This is a genomic window from Saccharopolyspora gloriosae (assembly GCF_022828475.1).
Classification (GTDB): Bacteria; Actinomycetota; Actinomycetes; order Mycobacteriales; family Pseudonocardiaceae; genus Saccharopolyspora_C; species Saccharopolyspora_C gloriosae_A.
On record NZ_CP059557.1, the window covers coordinates 1,577,179 to 1,596,518 of the forward strand.

The following is a 19,340-nucleotide window of genomic DNA, read 5'->3' on the forward strand; positions in this document are numbered from 1 at the left end:
TCCCAGTGCACTGGGAGACTGATCTCGGGCCGAAGGCCGTTACCGGTGGTCGCGGAAAACAGGTGGCGTCGGATGGTTATGCTGAATGCGGGCTGGTCGCCGGGGAGCGATCGGCCCGCATTCGGCGTTGATCCGGCCATCACCGGGGAGCTTCCGGAAGAACGGGTGCACCGCGACTCGCGGTTTCCTCAGTAGAACCGGACGGGTTCGGCCCGTCACAGCCGGCAACGAGTGGCCGCCGCGATCAGCGGCGGCAAGCGGGGTGGTACCGCGGGACGCGGGCGACCGGATCGGTCGCGCGCCGTGTCGTCCCCGTGTGGGCATCGATTCACGATGCCCGTGCGGCTGACGACGACACACCGGCGAGGAGCACAACCGCGATGGCATATCCGAAGGTCCGATTCGGCGGCACGTCCGCCGAGGGTCCCGCCCAGGAGCGCCCGGATCAGGAGCGCCCGGCCCAAGATCAACCGGCCCCGGCTCGCGGAGTCGCCGCGCAACCGTCGTTCCCGCAGATCGAGCGGGAAGTGCTCGACTTCTGGTCCGGGGACAAGACGTTCCAGGAGAGCGTGCAGGCGCGGGAAGCCGGAACGAACGGCTCGAACGAGTTCGTCTTCTACGACGGCCCGCCTTTCGCGAACGGCCTCCCGCACTACGGGCACCTGCTCACCGGGTACGTGAAGGACGCGGTGCCGCGGTACCAGACGATGCGCGGCCGCCGGGTGGAGCGCCGGTTCGGCTGGGACTGCCACGGCCTGCCCGCCGAGGTCGAAGCGGAAAAGCAGCTCGGCATCACCTCCAAGTCCGAGATCGAGACGATGGGCGTCGCCGAGTTCAACGAGGCCTGCCGCGCCTCGGTGCTGCGCTACACCGGCGACTGGGAGGACTACGTCACGCGCCAGGCGCGGTGGGTGGACTTCGACAACGACTACAAGACGCTCGACCTGGACTACATGGAAAGCGTCATGTGGGCGTTCAAGACCCTGTGGGACAAGGGTCTGATCTACGAGGGCTTCCGGGTGCTCTGGTACTGCTGGCGGTGCGAGACGCCGCTGTCGAACACCGAGACGCGGATGGACGACACCTACCGGCAGCGCCAGGATCCGGCGGTGACGGTGGGCCTTCGGCTCACCGCGCCGGGCAAGGCGTTCGACGGCGCGCTGGCGCTGGTGTGGACGACGACTCCGTGGACGTTGCCGTCGAACCTGGCGGCCGCGGTGCACCCGGACGTGGACTACGTGCTGGTCGAGCCGGGGCAGGGCGCCGAGCGCTACGTGCTGGCCGAAGCCAGGTTGGGCGCGTACGCGCGGGAACTCGGCGAGGACGTCGCGGACCGCGTGGTCGCCCGATTCACCGGCAACGACCTGCTGGGCACGAACTACCGGCCGCCGTTCGACTTCTTCACCGGGCGTGCGAACGCGCACCAGGTGCTGGCGGCGGACTACGTCACCACCGAGGACGGCACCGGCATCGTGCACATCGCACCCGCCTTCGGTGAGGACGACAAGCTCGTCACCGACGCGCACGGCATCGAACCGGTCGTCCCGGTCGACGCGCACGGCAGGTTCACCGCCGAGGTCGCGCCGTACGAAGGCCTGCAGGTGTTCGAAGCCAACAAGCCGATCATCCGGGACCTCAAGGAATCCGGGCTGCTGCTGCGGCACGAGACCTACGACCACCCGTATCCGCACTGCTGGCGCTGCGACAACGCGCTGATCCAGCGTGCCGTGTCGTCCTGGTTCGTGGGCGTGTCCCAGTTCCGGGACCGGATGGTCGAGCTCAACCAGCAGATCAACTGGGTGCCCTCGCACATCCGGGACGGCCAGTTCGGCAAGTGGCTGTCCAACGCGAGGGACTGGAACATCTCGCGGAACCGGTACTGGGGTTCGCCGCTGCCCGTGTGGGTCTCCGACGATCCGGCGTTCCCGCGCACCGACGTGTACGGCTCGCTGGACGAGCTGGAACGCGACTTCGGGGTGCGGCCCGCGGATCTGCACCGGCCGAACATCGACGAGCTGACCAGGCCGAACCCGGACGACCCCTCGGGCGAGTCCACGATGCGCCGGGTGCCGGAAGTGCTGGACTGCTGGTTCGAATCCGGCGCGATGCCGTTCGCTCAGGTGCACTACCCGTTCGAGAACGCGGAGTGGTTCGAGCACCACTACCCGGGCGATTTCATCGTCGAGTACAACGGCCAGACCCGCGGCTGGTTCTACACGTTGCACGTGCTGGCCACCGCGCTGTTCGACCGGCCCGCGTTCGCCAACGTGGCCGCGCACGGCATCGTGCTCGGCGACGACGGCATGAAGATGTCGAAGTCGAAGCGGAACTATCCGGACGTCAACGAGGTGTTCGACCGGGACGGCTCGGACGCGATGCGCTGGTTCCTGATGTCCAGCCCCATCCTGCGCGGCGGTGACCTGGTGGTCACCGAACGCGGCATCCGGGACGCGGTGCGCCAGGCGGTGCTGCCGCTGTGGAACTCCTGGTACTTCCTGGCGCTGTACGCGAACGCCGAGGGCGTCGAGGGCAAGCGGCGGGTGGACAGCACGCACGTGCTGGATCGCTACGTGCTGGCCAAGACGCACGAGCTGGTGGGCGACGTGCAGGCCGCGATGGACGTCTTCGACCTGGCGGGTGCCTGCGGCAGCGTCCGGGACTTCCTGGAGGTGCTGACGAACTGGTACGTGCGGCGCTCCCGGGACCGGTTCTGGGCCGGGGACGCCGACGCGGTGGACACGCTGCACACCGTGCTGGAGGTGGTCAGCCGGGTGGTGGCTCCGCTGTTGCCGCTGACCGCGGAAGCCGTGTGGCGCGGGCTCACCGGCGGCCGATCGGTGCACCTGACGGATTGGCCGCTGGTCGACGAGCTGCCCGCCGACCCGGCGCTGGTCTCGGCGATGGACCAGGTGCGGCAGGTGTGCTCCTCGGCGCTGGCCCTGCGCAAGGCGAACACGCTGCGGGTGCGGTTGCCGCTGTCGAAGCTGGTGGTGGCGGTGCCGGAGGCCGAGTCGCTGCGGCCGTTCGCCGACCTGGTGCGCGACGAGGTCAACGTCAAGGAGGTCGAGCTGACCACCGACGTGGCCGCGCACGGCCGGTTCGAGATCGCCGTGAACGCGCGTGCCGCCGGACCTCGACTGGGCAAGGACGTCCAGCGGGTGATCAAGGCCGTGAAGTCCGGGAACTGGACTCGCACCCCGGCGGGCGCGGTGGTGGCCGACGGGACCGAGCTGCAGGAAGGTGAGTTCACCGAACGCCTGGTGTCCACCGATGACGGTGCGGCGGCTGCGCTGCCGGACGGCGGCGGACTCGTGGTGCTGGACTGCGCGGTCACTCCGGAGCTGGCGGCCGAGGGCGTGGCGCGGGACGTGGTCCGGGTCGTGCAGCAGGCACGCCGGGACGCCGGTTTCGAGGTTTCGGACCGGATCCGGGTGACGGTCTCCGCGCCGGCGGACGTGCTTGCCGCGGTCGACGCGCACCGGGAGTTCATCGCGGCGGAGACGCTGGCGGACGCCGTGGGAACCGGTGCGGTCGACGGTGGCTTCGCGGGCAGCGTCGGCGACGGTGTCGCCGTGTCGGTCGGCGTCGAACGCGTCTGATTGAGCGATCAGGCGGGCTTCCCCCCGGTTGGCAGAGTGCCAGGGGGGAGCCCGCCCGGTCGGGCGTGGCGCGGCTCGCACTTTCGCGCCGGACGGTTGCGCGCCACAAGATCAAACTTTAGAGTTCTCCGTCGAAGGTCATGAGTGCCAGCGGGAAACCCCGGTTTGCTGGCCGGCAACCCTCCTACCGCGGTGGGGTGCCCCGGGTGAGGACCTGGCCGATCGCGAAGGGCGACCGGCAAGCGCGGGCCCCGAATGTGCCGGGTCCGATGAGGCCCAGGAGGCATCGTGTCGTCAGCCGTCCGCTCCGCCGGCAGCGAGAGCACCGAAAACCCGACTTGGTCCATTGTGGACTCCGTCCCGGCGGTTCCCGCCGTGGTCGGCGCGCAGCTGCGAGTTCCGCTGGTCACCGGTGATTCGATCGAATACGCGAACCTCGATCACGGTGCCAGCGCGCCCTGCCTGAACGCGGTGCGCGACGCCGTGAACGAGCTGCTGCCCTGGTACGCCAGCGTGCACCGCGGCGCCGGATTCGCCTCGCAGGTCTGCACGCGGGTGTACGAGGGCGCTCGGGACGTGCTGCGCCGGTTCGTCGGCGCCCGCCGCACCGACTCGGTGATCTTCACCCGGAACACCACCGATGCGCTGAACCTGCTCGCGGCGGCGCTGCCCGCGGACACCTCGGTGGTGGTCTTCGACACCGAGCACCACGCCGCGCTGCTGCCGTGGGGCGGGGACCGGGTGCGGCGGCTCGGGATTCCCGACAGCCCGCAGGACGCGGTGCGACTGCTCGACGAGGCGCTCGCCGAATGCACCGACGGGCCGAAACTGGCCGTGCTCACCGGTGCCTCCAACGTGACCGGCGAGGTGTGGCCGGTCGCCGAACTCGCGCGGGTCGCCCGGCGGCACGGGGCGCGCACCGTCCTCGACGCCGCCCAGCTCGCCCCGCACCGCCCGGTGCGGATCGCGGAACTCGGCGTGGACCACGCGGTGCTGTCCGGGCACAAGCTGTACGCGCCGTTCGGCGCGGGCGCGCTCATCGGCCGCGACGACTGGCTGGACACGGCCACGCCGTACCTGGCGGGCGGCGGCGCGACCCGTTCGGTGCCGGAAAGCGGTGAGATCGACTGGAACACCGGCCCGGAACGCCACGAGGCGGGCTCGCCGAACACCGTGGGCGTGCACGCGCTCGCCACGGCCTGCGCGGCGCTGACCGAGCACGCGGAGGCGATCGCCTGGCACGAGGAACTGCTGCTGGAGCGGCTGCGCAACGGACTTCGCGGCGTGCCGGGGCTGCGGGAGCTGAGCCTGTTCGGTGCCGAGCACGACCGGGTCGGCGTGGTGAGCTTCGTCGTGGACGGCCAGGACCCCGGCCTGCTCGCGGCGGCCTTGGCGGCCGAGCACGGGATCGGCGTGCGAGACGGGCTGTTCTGCGCGCACCGGGCGGTGCGGCACCTGCTGGCCGGTACCGATGAGCAGCGCGCGGTCCGCATCAGCCTCGGGCTCGGCACCACCGTCGAACACGTGGACCGCATCGTGCGAGCACTGTGCGGCTTGATCGCCGACGGGCCGCAGTGGCGCTACGAGCAGGTCGACGGACGCTGGGCTCCGGTGGACGACCCCCGGGAGTTCCCGGCCGTGCTGGTGTGAGCCGCTGTGAGCGGCCGAGTCGCGGTCGGGGAGAATGGGCCGAGTGAACACCGAGCAGTCCGACCCCGACCGGCCCGGAGCGAACTCCGCCACGAGCGGAGCGGGCGCCCCTGAGCCGGGATCCGACGCGTCGGGAGCAACCGAACAGGCCTCCGGTGCGGAGCAGGCTGAACCGGGAACGGGAGACACCGCCGTGCGCTCGCCGCGGCCGCGCAAGCTGCTCGCGCTGCTGTTCGGGGTCGCCGCCGTGCTGCTCGCCGCGGACGTGTTCACGAAGATCGCCGCGGTCGCGGCACTGGAGAACCAGCCCCCGATGAAGCTGTTCGGGGGCGCCGTCTACCTCGTGCTGGTGCGCAATCCGGGGGCGGCGTTCTCGCTGGCCACCGGGTTGACCTGGCTGCTGGCGCTGCTGGCGATCGCGGTCGTCGGCGTGATCGTGTGGCTGGCGCCGAAGCTGCGCTCCACCGGCTGGGCCATCGGGCTCGGCCTGGTGCTCGGCGGGGCCTGCGGCAATCTGGGTGACCGGCTGTTCCGGGCTCCGGGACCGCTGCGCGGGCACGTCGTGGACTTCGTGTCGCTGTTCGCGCCGGACGGCAGCGTGTGGCCGGTGTTCAACGTCGCGGACTCCTCCATCGTGTGCGGCGGCATCCTCGTGGTGCTCATGTCGCTGCTCGGGCGGGACTACGACGGCACCGTGCACGTGCGCAAGAAGCGTGAGGACAAGGCGTGAGCGATCTGCGGATGCTTCCGGTTCCGGACGGGCTGGAAGGCATGAGGGTCGATGCGGGCCTGGCGAAACTGCTCGGGATGTCCCGGAACACGATGGCCGGGCTCGCCGAATCCGGGGAAGTGCTGCTCGACGGCGCCCAGGTCGGCAAGTCCGATCGGCTCATCGCGGGCGGGCTGCTGGAAGTCACGCTGCCCGCGGCCAGGCCCGAACCCGAGGTCGTCGCCGTCCCGGTGGACGGACTGAAGATCCTGCACCAGGACGACGACATCGTCGTCGTGGACAAACCGATCGGCGTGGCCGTGCACCCCAGCCCCGGCTGGGAAGGGCCGACGGTGATCGGCGGACTCGCCGCGGCCGGGGTCCGGATCGCCACATCCGGTGCCGCCGAACGGCAAGGCGTGGTGCACCGGCTCGACGCGGGCACCACCGGCGTCATGGTCGCGGCCAAGAGCGAGCACGCCTACACGGTGCTCAAACGGGCCTTCAAGGAACGCACCGTGGAGAAGCGCTACCACGCGCTGGTGCAGGGACATCCCGATCCGAGCAGCGGCACCATCGACGCGCCGATCGACCGCCACCCCCGGCACGACTACAAGTTCGCCGTGGTCAGCGGTGGCAAACCCAGCATCACCCACTACGAGACGGTGGAGGCGTTCCGCGCCGCGTCGCTGGTGGACGTGAAGCTGGAGACCGGGCGGACCCACCAGATCCGGGTGCACTTCTCCGCCGTCCGGCACCCCTGCGCGGGCGACTTGACCTACGGCGCGGACCCGGTGCTGGCGCGCAAGCTGGGGCTGACCAGGCAGTGGCTGCACGCGCGGATGCTCGGCTTCGAGCACCCCGCCGACGGGGAATGGGTGACGTTCACCAGCGAGTACCCGGCGGACCTGCAGGACGCGCTGGACGTGCTGCACGCGCAGGACTCGTAACGGCTCCGCGTCGGGGTCGGTGAAGCGACCTCGGGATGGCCCGCCGGCGACGTGCGCGTGAACGGGCCGTCAAGGCTCGGTGTCCGGATCGCGTAGCTTGGGTGGAAACACGCGGGATCATGGGGGAGGCGCGATGACCCAGGTGGGTGCGGGAGGCGCGTTCGGCGATGAGCGTCGGGAGTTCGTCGACGAGACGCCGACGCCGCCGATGGGCATGTCGTGGAGCGGTTCGCTGCTGACCGAGGGTGCCGGGGCGCCGGAGCCGGAGCGGGCCACGCAGTCGGTGGCCGTGCCCGACGAACGTGCGACCTCCCCATCGGTCCGGGGTGAGCTCGCCGACGCCGCTGCGCGCGGCTCCTCCGGGGCGGAGACCGATCGTGCCGGAGCGGAGGAAGCACCGACCGATCCCGGTTCGATGGGCTTGGCCGAGTTGTTGGCGGCCGAAGACCTCGGCCGCGCCGGTCCTGCCGTGCTCGGCGCCGACAACTCGGGTGACGTGTCCGGGGACGCGGGCGACTGGCCCACCTTGCAGCGTCGGGAACGGCAGGAACAGCAGGACCGCGGTGGTGCGCTCGGCTGGATCCGGCGTCGCCGCTAGCGGTGACCGCTCAGTCCACACCCACCGGAACGCGCTCCGGCTCGGCACGACGTGCCGTGCGCTTGCGCAGCACGTAGCGGATCAGTTCGACGACACCGGCGATCACCAGCGCGGAACCGATGCCCAGCAGCACCGCGGGCAATGGCCGATCTCGGAACACCGCGCCGCCCAGGCAGCCGACCAGCGTGAAGTACGTCGAGTAGGCCACGGCCCCGATCGCCGTGCAGCTGCTGAACATGCGCAGCGGCAACCTGCTCGCCCCGGCGGTCATGGCGGCCGCGGTGCGGCAACCCGGCACGAACCGGCACACGATCAAGATCGAAGCGCCGCGCCGGTTCAGCGCCCGCTGCGCCCACTCGAACGGTTTCCGGCGCCGCGAACCCGGCGGAAGCCGGCTCAGCAGCGCGCCACCTGCTCGCCTGCCCAGCAGGTACGCAAGGTGGTCCCCGGCGAACCCGCCGACCGCGCCTGCCACGAGAACCCCGGCCAGGTTCGGGGTGCCGGACATCGCGAACACCCCGCAGGTCACCACCAGGACCTCCCCGGGAACGCTCGGCAGCACCGCGTCGAGCGCGACGAACGCGACGAGCACCAGGTAGATCCACGGTGAGCCCATCGCGCCGTGCACGAGGTCCAAGACGGCGTCGGACACGATCATCCCCAGAGTCGGCTCGGAAGTGCTGCCGGTCGACACCGACGCTAGAGATCGGAAGTGAACAGCGAGTGCGGGAAAGACCCTGAACGACCCCGGAGACGACCCTGCCTTCCACGCTCCGTTGCACTTCGGCGGCGAAGCCCGCAAAGGGCGGGCGAAGCCACGCCTGCCTCGCCGCCGAAGGCCGTGTCTTGCGGCGAAGCCGTGCCTGGATGCGCGAAGCGCATAGGCCACGTCGAAAAGCCGCTCACCGGCGGGTTCTCAGTGGCTTCCTCGCGAGGATGGCTTTTTCCCTCGTGGCGGAGCCACTAGGGAAAAAGATCCCGCAGCGAAGAAGCCACTGAGGTTCCGCCACCCGGCCACCAAAGCAAAACGACCGGAAGCCTTAAAGATCAGTGATATCCCAGGTAAGAGTGCGTTGGTCGTCGCCTGGGCGGGGTGTCCAACGGACCGCGGAAAGTTCCGTCTCTTCCGGCAGCACGTAGACGGTGTGGCCGCCGGCGGTTTCGCCCGGCGGGACGCCGATGCGGTGCGGCGGGCGGGAGGACAGCGACACCGGCGCCTTGCCCACCGTGGAGCCGTCGGTGGCGACCAGGACCAGATACAGGTCCGGCAGTGAGGTGAACGGTATCGGGCTGCGGTTGGTCAGCTCCGTGTGCACGACGACCGACCGTTCACCTTCCTGCAGCTGGTATCCGGCTGCGGTGAACAGGAAGTCGGCGGGGTCGACGACCTCCACGAGCTGGATGGTGATCCGTTCGCCTTCCAAACCGTCCACGTCGAGCTTGCCGCCGACTTTGCCGGTGCGGGCCGACGCGGGTTGGGCCGGGGCGGGGTTTTTCGCGGTGGGCGCGTTCGCGTTCGCCACCTGCGGATTCGCCTGCTGCGGACCGGGATTCGGCCCGGAATGGGGGGTGCCGGGTTGCTGGGCGGCGCCCGGCTGCTGATCACCTCGCGCCCACGAGGCGGACCCCGGCGGACCCCACGTGTTCATCGGCTGCGCGGGCTGGTGCGGCGCCGGTCGCGGCGGAGGCTGCTGGCCGAACGACGCGGGCTGCGCGGCCGGGGTGAACGGCTGCGGCCCGCTGGGGGTTCCGCCCGGCCCCGGTTGCCTGCCGCTGGGGGAGCCGTGCACCTGGTAGCCGCCGCTGGGGTTCTGCACCTGGTGCGGGCCGGACACCGGGTAGCCGCCGCTGTTGGCTTGGGTCCAGGCGTTCGCGGCGGCGACGGCGTTGCGGATGCCGACCGGGTCGCACTCCACGCCGACCACCATCGGCAGTCCGGTCGTGGATAACACCGCGAGCCGGGCGGCGACATCCCGGACGTCCATGCCGAGCCGTCCCGCGAGCTCGTGCACCGCCGCGCGGCCGGATTCGGCGACGGCGGTCAGCAGACGTACGTCCACGGGATCAGGTGCAGCCACGGCAAGCCACGCTACCCTCTCGGATCGATCACCGTCCGCAAGGGCGGAGAGTTCGGCACGCCACCTCGCGGGGACGGTCCGTCGAGCTCGCCGCCTTCGGGATCGATCCCGCCCGAACCGATCCGCGGCACGCCAGGGAGGGTCGGAGAGTTGCTCTTGCCGTGGCGTTAGGCTGTCTCGGTCCGGCACCGCCGCGGCCGTCCCCTGTGGTTCTCGCACCGTCGTTTCGACCGGTGTCGCGCACCGCGATCCGAGTCCTTCCGGCCGGTTCGCGCCTCCCGCGCCCAGGGGAGACCGCCGAACGGTCCGCGCTCGTTCCGGCCGATCGCGCAGGAGGATGCCCCGTGCCCGTCGATCCCTTCGTTCATCTCCACGTGCACACCGAGTACTCGATGCTCGACGGGGCGGCGAAGGTCGCGCCGCTGTTCGAGGAAGCGAAGCGACTGGAGATGCCCGCCGTGGGCATGACCGACCACGGCAACATGTTCGGGGCCGACGAGTTCTACCAGCAGGCCAAGAAGACCGGCATCAAACCGATCATCGGCATCGAGGCCTACATCGCGCCGCACAGCCGGTACCACAAGAAGCCGGTGTTCTGGGGCGAGGCGAAGCAGCGCGGCACCGACGAGTACGGCGAGGGCGGTGACGTCTCCGGTGCCGGCGCCTACACGCACATGACGATGGTGGCGCGCAGCGCGACGGGCCTGCGCAACCTGTTCACGCTCTCCAGCCGCGCCAGCATGGAAGGCCAGTACCGCAAGCCGCGGATGGACCGGGAGCTGATCGCCGAGTTCTCCGAGGGGATCATCGCGACCACCGGCTGCCCGTCCGGCGAGGTGCAGACCAGGCTGCGGTTGCGGCAGTACAAGGAGGCGTTGCAGGCCGCCTCCGACTACAAGGACATCTTCGGGGAGGAGAATTTCTTCCTCGAACTGATGGACCACGGGCTGCCCATCGAACGGTCCGTGCGGGAGAACCTGCTCAAGATCGCCGGTGAGCTGAACCTGAAGCCGCTGGCGACCAACGACAGCCACTACGTGACCGCCGACCAGGCCGAGTCGCACGGCGCGCTGCTGTGCGTGCAGTCCGGCAAGACGCTCAGCGACTCGAGCCGGTTCAAGTTCGACGGCGACGGCTACTACCTCAAGTCCGCGGAGGAGATGCGGCAGTACTGGGACGAGGAGGTTCCCGGCGCCGCGGACAACACGCTGCTGGTCGCGGAGATGGTCGAGTCCTACGAGGACGTGTGGAGCTTCCAGGACCGGATGCCGCGCATCACCGTGGAAGGCGGCCAGTCCGAGCTGGAGCAGCTGCGCGCGGAAGTCGAGGAGTTCCTGCCCAGCCGCTACCCGGACGGCGCCAGCCAGGACGTGCTGGACCGCGTCGACATCGAGCTCGACGTGCTGGACAAGAAGGGCTACTGCGCCTACTTCCTCGTCGTCGGTGACGTGACGCGGTGGGCGAAGTCGCAGGGCATCCACGTCGGGCCGGGCCGTGGTTCGGCCGCGGGCTCGCTGCTGGCCTACATCCTGCACATCACGAACCTGGACCCGCTGGAACACGGGCTGATCTTCGAGCGGTTCCTGAACCCGGAGCGCGACTCCCCGCCGGACATCGACCTCGACTTCGACGACCGGCGCCGCGACGAGGTGCTGCAGTACGCCATCGACAAGTACGGCCGCGGCAAGGTCGCCCAGGTCATCACCTTCGGCAAGATCAAAACGAAGGCGGCGATCAAGGACTCGGCGCGGGTGCACCACGGCCAGCCGGGGTTCGCGATCGCGGACAAGATCTCCAAGGCGCTGCCGCCGCCGATCGCGGCGAAGGACATTCCGCTGTCGGGCATCGTCGACCCGCAGCACGAGCGCTACGCCGAAGCCTCCGAGGTGCGCAGCCTCATCGAGACCGACCAGGCCGTGTCGCAGATCTTCGACACCGCCCGCGGTCTCGAAGGCCTGATCCGCAACGCCGGTGTGCACGCCTGCGCGGTCATTCTGTCCTCGCAGGACCTGCTGGGCACCGTGCCGCTGTGGCAGCGCGACGACGGCTCCGTCATCACCGGCTGGGACTACCCGTCGTGCGAGGCCATCGGCCTGCTGAAGATGGACTTCCTGGGGTTGTCGAACCTCACGATCCTCGGCGACGCCCTGGAATCGGTGAAGACCAACCACGACCTCGAGATCGACCTCTCCACCCTCGGGCTCGACGACAAGGCCACCTACGAGCTGCTGGCGCGCGGCGAAAGCCTGGGCGTGTTCCAGCTCGAAGGCGGCGGCATGCGGGAACTGCTCAAACGCATGCAGCCCACCGAGTTCGGCGACGTGGTCGCGGCGAACGCGCTGTACCGGCCGGGTCCGATGGAGGTCAACGCGCACCTCGACTACGCCGACCGCAAGAACGGCAAGAAGCCCGTCGAGCCGATCCACCCGGACCTGGAGGACGCGCTCAAGGACATCCTCGCCGAGACCTACGGCCTGATCGTCTACCAGGAACAGATCATGGCGATCGCGCAGAAGGTCGCCGGATACAGCCTCGGACGAGCCGACATCCTGCGCCGCGCCATGGGCAAGAAGAAGAAGTCCGTGCTGGACCAGGAATTCGAAGGCTTCCGCGAGGGCATGCTCGCGAACGGCTACAAAGACGAGGCCATCGACAAGCTGTGGTCCACGGTGCTGCCGTTCGCCGGCTACGCGTTCAACAAGTCGCACGCGGCCGGATACGCCCTCGTGGCGTACTGGACGGCGTACCTGAAGGCGAACTACCCGGCCGAATACATGGCGGCGCTGCTCACCTCCAACGGTGACAACAAGGACAAGATGGCCGTGTACCTCGCCGAATGCCGCCGTATGGGGGTGAAGGTGCTCTCGCCCGACGTCAACGACTCGCGCAACAACTTCACCGCCGTCGGCTCCGACATCCGCTTCGGGCTCACCGCCATCCGCAACGTCGGCTCCAACGTCGTCGCCTCCATCTGCAAGGTCCGCGAAGAGAAGAGCCGCTACACCTCCTTCACCGACTTCCTCGACAAGTCCGAGACGGTGGCCTGCAACAAGCGGGTCATCGAATCGCTGATCAAGGCGGGCGCGTTCGACTCGCTCGGGCACACTCGGATGTCGCTTTCGCAGCACCACGAAGCCGCCGTCGACGCGGTGATCGGGCTCAAGCGGCAGGAGGCGCTGGGGCAGTTCGACCTGTTCGGCGGCGGCTCCGACGACGAGGCGGGTGAGGACTCCTCACCGCTGGCGCACCTGCAGTTCACCCCCGAGGAATGGCCGCGCAAGCAACTGCTGGCCTACGAGCGGGAAATGCTGGGGCTCTACGTCTCCGCGCACCCGCTGGACGGGGCCGAGCGGCTGCTCGCGCCGTACCAGGACACCGGCATCGCCCACCTCGTCGGCGGTGAACGGCAGAGCTCCGGGGACGGCAAGGACCAGTGCAAGATCGCCGGGATGATCTCGGGGATTCAGCGCCGCATCAACAAGAACGGCAGTCCCTGGGCGATCGTCACCCTCGAGGACCTCGACGCCAGCGTGGAAGTGCTGTTCTTCCCCAAGTCCTACGAGATGTTCGCCGACTGCTTGGTGGAGGACACGGCCATCGCGGTGAAGGGCCGCATCAACGAGCGGGAGGGCGCGATCAGCGTCTTCGCCTCCGACGCGCTGCCGGTCGACATCTCCGCCGCCGAGACCGATCCCGGAACCAGTCCCGCTTTCGTGATCAAGGTGCCCGCCAGCCGGGTCGACAAGTCCCTGGTCGGGGAACTCAAGCGCACCCTCCGGGCGCACACCGGCAACGTTCCGGTGCACGTGAAGCTCAGCGGCCCGCGCGGAGTGACGCGCCTGGCGCTGTCCAGCGACTACTTCGTGTCCACCGAGAACGGGCTGCAAGGGGAGCTCAAGGGCCTGCTCGGAGCCGGGTGCTTCGAAGCGTTCTGACCTGAGCAGAGGGGGCCGTCCGCATGCCGGACGGCTCCTTTTTCGTCGTGAACTACGCCAGAATGCGGGGCGACGCGCCGGCGCAACGAGGCATCAGCCGCGCGGGCATTCCCGTGCGGGTGGTCACCCGTTACGCCGAAGCCCGGCAGGCGCTGTCCGATCCTCGGCTCAGCAAGGGCGTCGAAGGCACCAAGAAGGTCATCGATTCCCAAGTGGCGCTGCGCGCACCGGGGCTTGAGCACCAGCTTCAGCAGCCGGGTGTGGTCCGGTGGGTCGGTGTTGAGCAGGTGCGCCTGCAGATCTTCGACGTATTCGATCGCCGTGGATCCCGTCGAACTGCGCCGGCGGCCCAGCACGCTGATCCACGGCTTGGAAGAACTCCATCCGGTTGTGAACCGCGGACGTCCCGGCCGCTCGTGGAGCGGCCGGGACCGGGATGCTCGGGTCAGCGCGCGTCGCGGACCGCGATGATCGTGTACGGGCCGACGTCGCTGCGCTCGAACTGCGGGCCGTCGAACGCCACCGGGTCGAAGTGCACGTCGTAGTCCCGGACGTTCGGCTGCTGCGGGAACGCGTCGCCCTTGAGGTTCAACGCCAGCTTGCCCGCGTTCTCGTCCGACGGGTCCGCGGCGCGCTCCTGGTCCGCCTCGGACGCCACCGGGCTCGCCGGGTTGCGCAGCACGAACACGTTCGGCGTCGTGAACTCGCTGCGGCGCAACATGTTCACCAGTTCCGGGGCGTTGCGGGCCTTCGACCACCGTTCGATCTCCGCGGCGCGCTCGTCGTAGTCGGCGAGCGGGTTCGCGTAGTGCGGAGTCTCCTGCTGGAAACCCCAATACGGCCGGAACGACATCAGCTTGTAGTCGGTGCTCAGCAACAGATCCCGCTCCGGCGGGCGGCCGGTGAGATCGGAGATCTCGCGGTAGACGTCATCAGCCCAGGAACCGGTCTTGTCCGGATCGCGCGCGCCCTTCGCGTTGTCGCCCGTCGGGTAGTAGTCCTCGTAGGCCTGCTCCGTGGAAGTGGCCAACGCCGTCCCGATGGCGCCCTGCGTCAACGTGACCGCGCCCAGCAGTCCCAGCGCGCACGACAGCGTCGTGATCCGCGCCGCGTAGCCGACGTCCACGCGTTCCCGGAGCCATCCGATGAACTCCAGCACGGCGAACACCCCGGCCACCGCCAGCACCACGCCCAAGATCACGTTGAGGCGGAACGCCAGCAGCGTCGTCTTCGCCACCAGAGCCAGCGTGGACAACCCGAACCACACGTAGATCGCGATCACCAGGGTGAGCATCGCGCCGGCGACCTCGCTGCGCTTGGCGCGCAAGATCAACCAGGCGAACCCGGCCAGGCACAACGCCCCGAAAACGCTCGCGTCCGTCATCGGCACCGGCAGGAACGAACCGTCCTCCGGCAGGTAGTGCAGCGCCGCGCTGCGCGGATTGTCCGTGAACACGTGCGTGGCCAGCACGTACGGCGCCCACACCAGCAGTGAGATGAGGCCGCTGACGATGCCGATCGGCAGCAACCGCAGGAACATCCGCTTGACCGTCGCCCACACGGCCTCGCCGCGGCGCACCCGGGACGTCCCCGCCACCACGGCCATCGCCACGATCAGCAGCACTGCGAACCCGAAGTGCAGCGTGTAGGTGATCGCGGCGAAACCGACGTAACCGCCGATGCAGATCAACGTCCAGCGCGGGGCGCGCTGCTCCCGGCGCATCGCATGCCAGGTCAACACCGCGATCGGAGCCAGCCACGCCGCCGACGGCCACGCGTACGGCTCCTCGATGCCGTGCAGCATCCCCGCCAGCGACGTCACCACCGCAGCCAGCAACGCCAGGCGCCGCCGCACCACGACGCTCCACAAGGTGAACGCGACGACGCTCGTCACCGCCACCCAGATCAACGCGTAGGGCTTGTAGGCGGCCCAGCCCTCCCAGCCCAGCAGGTTCGCGAACCTGCCGCCCAGCCAGAACCAGCCACCCGGGTAGTACGGGGCGGTGCCCGCGTAGTTCATGTCCGACAAGCCCCACGAGGAAGCCATCCGCGTCATGTACTGCAAGCGGAACCCGTTGTCGGTCGACGAACCGCCGAAGTAGTACCGCGTCGCCTGCAGCGGAATCGCCAACGCCAGCGTCGTGAACGTCGACAACGCCGCCCACGTCCCGGCGAGCCGCACCGGTCGCGGAAAGCGACGCCTGCCGAACGCCAGCAGGCCGAACGTGATCAACAGCACTAGGGCCGCGCCGAGTGAAGCCAACGCTTCCGGCGCGAAGCTCGGTTCGCTGATGCCCAGTCGTGCCACCGCGAACTGCAGGGCGAGGCTGATCACCGCAGCGACCACCGACCCCGCGATCAACTCGGAAACCGTGCTGCGCAACGGAAGTCGCACAGCCGAATCCTGGCGCGGTGCATCGATGGGTCGGGGTCCGGTCAACACCGGACTCGGCAAGGTTCCCGCCACGTCAATTCGATCCTTCGGCGGTGGGGGACAGGGCGCCCGCGCAGAATAGAGGATGCCCACCGAGCGCCCGCGCCGCGCCTGGGCGGGTGCCGACGATCACCCGCTAGGGTGCTCAGCGCTTGCTCACACACGACAGGAAGGGCGGCTGTTGCCACCAGGAGCGGTCGAGACCAGCGGAACACCCGAACCTGCCGGGCCGCTGCTGCCGTCCGAGCGGGACGCCCGGACGACGCGGGTCGCGGTGCGGGCGGACCTGCTTCCCGCGCTGAGCACGCTCTCCCTCGTGGCGTTGCTCGGGTTGCCGCTGGGATGGGTGTGGTCGCGGATCGCCCCGCCTCAGGGCAGCGTGCTCAGCAGCACCGGCACGCTGGTCGCCGCGCAGATCGTGGAGAGCTACCACCGCTTCGACGCGCTCGCGATGTTCCTGCTCGTCGCCTTCGGGACCGGCCTCGTCACCGCCGCCGTGCTGTGGACGTTCCGGCGCCGCCGAGGACCGGTGCTGCTGGTGGCCGCCGTGCTCGGATCGCTCATCTCGTCCTGGCTGGCGATCCGGATGGGGACGACCTTCGCCGCCGAGCTCTACCCGTGGCCCGTCGGGCTCGCCGTCGGCGACACCCTCATCGCGCCCCCGGAAGCGCCCACCGGGTGGGCCGTCGTCGTCCAGCCCATGGCGATGGCGCTGGGCTACGGCCTGGCCGCTTCCTGGAACGGATTCGACGACCTGGGGCGGCGCAGCTAGCGAGCTCCGGGCGGTTCGCGATCAGCCTGCCGGGCGCAGGGAAGCGGTCAGCCGATCCAGAACATCGGGGGCGATGGCGCCGGGAACGCTCTGGTCGGCGCCCGCGATGTGCACCACCGAACTCTCCCCGTCGTTGTTGGTGGCCAGCGTATTGATCAGCACACTGGGGGAGCCGCACGGCCCTGGGGCGGGTACGACGGTGGCGACGACCTTGCTCGCGGCGATGCCCCCGGCCAGCTGCACCGGCTGCGGCGGGGAGAGCTCGATCCCCGCGTCCCGGCCGTAGGCGAGCTCGGCGAACTTGCGGGCGGTGTCGGTGGCGACCGCGGCGTCATCCGGTCCCCGACGCGCGGTGGCGCCGGCGATCGCGCGGTAGCTCCCGTGGACCTCCGCGCAGAAGTCCTCCTGGTAGATCGAGACCCCGGTCATGGTCACCGGGTCTTCTTGGGGGCCGAAGCCGACGACGTTGTCCGGAGCCTCCAACCGCCACTCCAGCGGGGCGTCGTACACGGCGTGCCGATTCGGCACCGGCACCGCCTGCCAACCCGGCACCACCGCCACCGGCGGGGGCGCGGAGGCGGCGGAGGTCGCTTCCGAGGTGACCGGCGGCGGAGCGTCGGCTGTGGGCGCCGGAAGCCGATCGTCGCCGGCCTGCTCCTCGCCTCCTGAACTCGCGACTGCCACCGTCGTCACCAGCGCGACCACCACGACCGCACCCGCGGAGATCGCCGCGATCAGCGGGCCGCGCTTGCGCGCAGGCCGCGGGGTGGGGGCGAAACCCTGCTGACTCCACTGAGGCTGCTGTTGCTGGGGCTGTTGAGGCTGCTGGAACGTGCCGAACCCCTGATAGCGCATGCCGCCCTGGTACGGCGGCTGCCCGAACTGCTGCGACTGTTGAGCGTGCTGCGGTTGCTGCACCGAACCCCAGCCCTCGTGCCCGCCGCCCCGGTTGTCCCCGCGTTGCCGCGAACCCCCATTTTCCGGAGAACCCCAGTTCCCCGGCCCACCCGGTGATGACATGGGGTGATCCTAGCGAGCGACCCGAACCGGCCGGGCCGCCTTCGCGGATCAGTTCACGCTGGTCTGCTCGGCGAACTCCGCCAGCGGGGCCGGAACTGCCCGCAGCTCGCGCAGGAACTCGGCCTCTCGCACGAGCAGCCGCCGCACCAGCCGCAACCGAGCCAGCGGATCGGTCTCCGCGAGCAGATCCTGACGGTCCTCGGCGCTAAGCACGCAATCCTCGGCCAGGACGTACGACAGGTCCGCGGGGTCCACGTCCGGTGCCGGGGCGTCGTAACGATCCCCTCGCAGACCGGTGCCGTGATAGCGCTCGTGCGCGGCACGGGCCGCGGCGTCGAGCCTGCCCGTGAGCCGCGGGTCTTCGGCGGGCTCGCTGTCGGGGAGCCATTCGACGCGGGCCATCAAGTACGGCGCCGCCTCCCGGTCGATCTGCAGCAGCCGGAACCGCTGCCCGCCGTCGGCGGTGATGTCGTAGCGGCCCTGTGGCAGCTGCTGCACCTGGCGCAGCCGTGCCGAGCAGCCCACGTCGTACATCGAGTCGACGTTGTCGTCACCGACCTCCCAGCCCTGCCGGATCCCGACCACGCCGAAACGTCGGTCCGGGACGACTTCCTCGACCAGGTCCAGCACCAGCTGCCGGTAGCGCGCCTCGAAGATGTGCAGCGGCAGGTCGGCCCCGGGCAGCAGCACCGTGCTCAACGGGAACAGCGGAAGGGTGTCGGTCACAGCCGCCAACCTACGTCGCACCCCCGTAACGCGGCCACCTTGCTTCGGTGTCCGGTGGCGGAACGTCAGCGTCCTTCTCGTCCGGTCGGCGGCCGGAGCACGGCGAACGGGTCGGTGATCTCCAGGTCGGGGTTGGTGAACCGGAACAGCGCGGGCGGGCGGCCCCCGGCGGGACCCGCGGGCATGGTGCGGCCGGTCGGATGCAGGGCGCCGCGGCGGGTGAGCACGCGCTGCAGGTTGGTCGCCGCGACCTCGTAGCCCAGTGCGGCGGAATAGATGCCGCGCAGAGCGGAGATGGTGAACTCGGTGGGGGCGAGGGCGAAGCCGATGTTGGTGTAGGACAGCTTCGCGCGGAGCCGGGCGCGGGCCGCGTGCGTGATGCGCTCGTGGTCGAACGCGGTCGGCGGCGGATCGTCGAGCGGATGCCAGGCGGTGTCGGCGGGCACCTCCGGATCGACGTCGGAAGGCACCAGGCCGAGGAACGCGGTCGCCACCACCCGGTGGCCCGGAACCCGGTCGGGGTCGCTGAACACCGAGAGCTGCTCAACGTGGCTCAGCTTGTGCACATCGACCTTCTCCGCGAGCTGACGGCGAATGGAGGTCTCCACGTCCTCGTCGTCGCCGAGCCTGCCGCCGGGCAGCGCCCAGCGGTGCTCGTGCGGGGGCTGGGCGCGTTGCCACAGCAGCACCTGGAGGCGTCCCTCGTGTGCGCGCAGCACCCCCGCCAGTACCTCGTGAGCTGCATCTCTCTTGTCCGCACAACTGGCGGTGTTACGATGAGGCACGTTTTCGATTGTAAGGCGAAAACCGCTCGGTGGGCAAACACCGGCCCGCGCGCCGACGCGCGTGCCGGTGCGGAGGAGGAACAG

13 protein-coding genes and 1 riboswitch are annotated in these 19,340 nt (G+C 69.9%); of the genes, 7 read left to right on the forward strand and 6 right to left on the reverse strand.

Annotated elements, in window-relative coordinates; all coding sequences use genetic code 11:
• Positions 1–380: 380 nt before the first annotated feature.
• The 5 genes from ileS to H2Q94_RS06885 all read left to right on the forward strand — a co-directional run bounded on the left by ileS (position 381) and on the right by H2Q94_RS06885 (position 7,506).
• A complete protein-coding gene (ileS, locus tag H2Q94_RS06865) occupies positions 381–3,599 on the forward strand; it encodes an isoleucine--tRNA ligase (RefSeq protein ID WP_243793279.1) in 3,219 nt (1,072 codons plus the stop codon).
• A gap of 136 nt (positions 3,600–3,735) precedes the next feature.
• Positions 3,736–3,850: riboswitch (SAM riboswitch) on the forward strand.
• A 94-nt stretch (positions 3,851–3,944) separates the two neighbouring features.
• A complete protein-coding gene (locus H2Q94_RS06870) occupies positions 3,945–5,249 on the forward strand; it encodes an aminotransferase class V-fold PLP-dependent enzyme (RefSeq protein ID WP_243795582.1) in 1,305 nt (434 codons plus the stop codon).
• Between the two features lie 34 nt (positions 5,250–5,283).
• Positions 5,284–5,979: a signal peptidase II gene (gene lspA / locus H2Q94_RS06875; protein ID WP_243793282.1), complete on the forward strand. Its 696-nt coding sequence runs from the start codon at positions 5,284–5,286 to the stop codon at positions 5,977–5,979.
• Between the two features lie 11 nt (positions 5,980–5,990).
• Positions 5,991–6,908 carry an RluA family pseudouridine synthase gene (locus H2Q94_RS06880; protein WP_243795584.1) on the forward strand — a complete coding sequence of 306 codons (918 nt, stop codon included), beginning with the start codon at positions 5,991–5,993 and terminating at the stop codon, positions 6,906–6,908.
• Positions 6,909–7,041: 133 nt separating this feature from the next.
• The gene (locus H2Q94_RS06885) at positions 7,042–7,506 is read left to right on the forward strand and encodes a hypothetical protein (protein ID WP_243793285.1); all 465 of its coding nucleotides are present in this window, start codon (positions 7,042–7,044) and stop codon (positions 7,504–7,506) included.
• Between the two features lie 10 nt (positions 7,507–7,516).
• Here the strand turns inward: H2Q94_RS06885 and H2Q94_RS06890 are convergent, their stop codons facing one another.
• The gene (locus H2Q94_RS06890) at positions 7,517–8,158 is read right to left on the reverse strand and encodes a DedA family protein (RefSeq protein ID WP_243793287.1); all 642 of its coding nucleotides are present in this window, start codon (positions 8,156–8,158) and stop codon (positions 7,517–7,519) included.
• Positions 8,159–8,546: 388 nt separating this feature from the next.
• The gene (locus tag H2Q94_RS06895; protein ID WP_243793290.1) at positions 8,547–9,584 is read right to left on the reverse strand and encodes an AsnC family protein; all 1,038 of its coding nucleotides are present in this window, start codon (positions 9,582–9,584) and stop codon (positions 8,547–8,549) included.
• Positions 9,585–9,928: 344 nt separating this feature from the next.
• On the opposite strand from H2Q94_RS06895, the gene dnaE reads away from it, so the two are divergent.
• Positions 9,929–13,519: a DNA polymerase III subunit alpha gene (gene dnaE, locus H2Q94_RS06900; RefSeq protein WP_243793292.1), complete on the forward strand. Its 3,591-nt coding sequence runs from the start codon at positions 9,929–9,931 to the stop codon at positions 13,517–13,519.
• Positions 13,520–13,964: 445 nt separating this feature from the next.
• Here dnaE and H2Q94_RS06905 read toward each other — a convergent pair whose 3' ends face one another.
• Entirely contained in the window at positions 13,965–15,914 is a 1,950-nt protein-coding gene (locus H2Q94_RS06905) for an arabinofuranosyltransferase (RefSeq protein WP_243793294.1), read from the reverse strand.
• A gap of 220 nt (positions 15,915–16,134) precedes the next feature.
• Between H2Q94_RS06905 and H2Q94_RS06910 the strand changes: the two genes are divergently transcribed.
• The gene (locus H2Q94_RS06910; protein ID WP_243793295.1) at positions 16,135–16,725 is read left to right on the forward strand and encodes a DUF2567 domain-containing protein; all 591 of its coding nucleotides are present in this window, start codon (positions 16,135–16,137) and stop codon (positions 16,723–16,725) included.
• Between the two features lie 21 nt (positions 16,726–16,746).
• On the opposite strand, the gene H2Q94_RS06915 is transcribed toward H2Q94_RS06910, so the two are convergent.
• From H2Q94_RS06915 to H2Q94_RS06925, 3 genes are all read right to left on the reverse strand, one after another.
• Positions 16,747–17,745 carry a DUF8017 domain-containing protein gene (locus H2Q94_RS06915; RefSeq protein WP_243793296.1) on the reverse strand — a complete coding sequence of 333 codons (999 nt, stop codon included), beginning with the start codon at positions 17,743–17,745 and terminating at the stop codon, positions 16,747–16,749.
• A gap of 48 nt (positions 17,746–17,793) precedes the next feature.
• Positions 17,794–18,471, reverse strand: a complete 678-nt coding sequence (locus tag H2Q94_RS06920; protein ID WP_243793297.1) for an LON peptidase substrate-binding domain-containing protein — start codon at positions 18,469–18,471, stop codon at positions 17,794–17,796.
• Positions 18,472–18,536: 65 nt separating this feature from the next.
• On the reverse strand, positions 18,537–19,199 hold the full coding sequence (locus H2Q94_RS06925; protein WP_243795586.1) for an NUDIX hydrolase: 663 nt from the start codon (positions 19,197–19,199) through the stop codon (positions 18,537–18,539).
• Between the last annotated feature and the right edge of the window lie 141 nt (positions 19,200–19,340).

What these genes read in the sequence shown, in the direction of transcription:
- ileS (WP_243793279.1), top strand. Translation starts at nt 381, where the DNA reads ATGGCATATCCGAAGGTCCGATTCGGCGGCACGTCCGCCGAGGGTCCC.
- lspA (WP_243793282.1), top strand. Translation starts at nt 5,284, where the DNA reads ATGGGCCGAGTGAACACCGAGCAGTCCGACCCCGACCGGCCCGGAGCG.
- H2Q94_RS06880 (WP_243795584.1), top strand. Translation starts at nt 5,991, where the DNA reads ATGCTTCCGGTTCCGGACGGGCTGGAAGGCATGAGGGTCGATGCGGGC.
- H2Q94_RS06885 (WP_243793285.1), top strand. Translation starts at nt 7,042, where the DNA reads ATGACCCAGGTGGGTGCGGGAGGCGCGTTCGGCGATGAGCGTCGGGAG.
- H2Q94_RS06915 (WP_243793296.1), bottom strand. Translation starts at nt 17,745, where the DNA reads ATGTCATCACCGGGTGGGCCGGGGAACTGGGGTTCTCCGGAAAATGGG.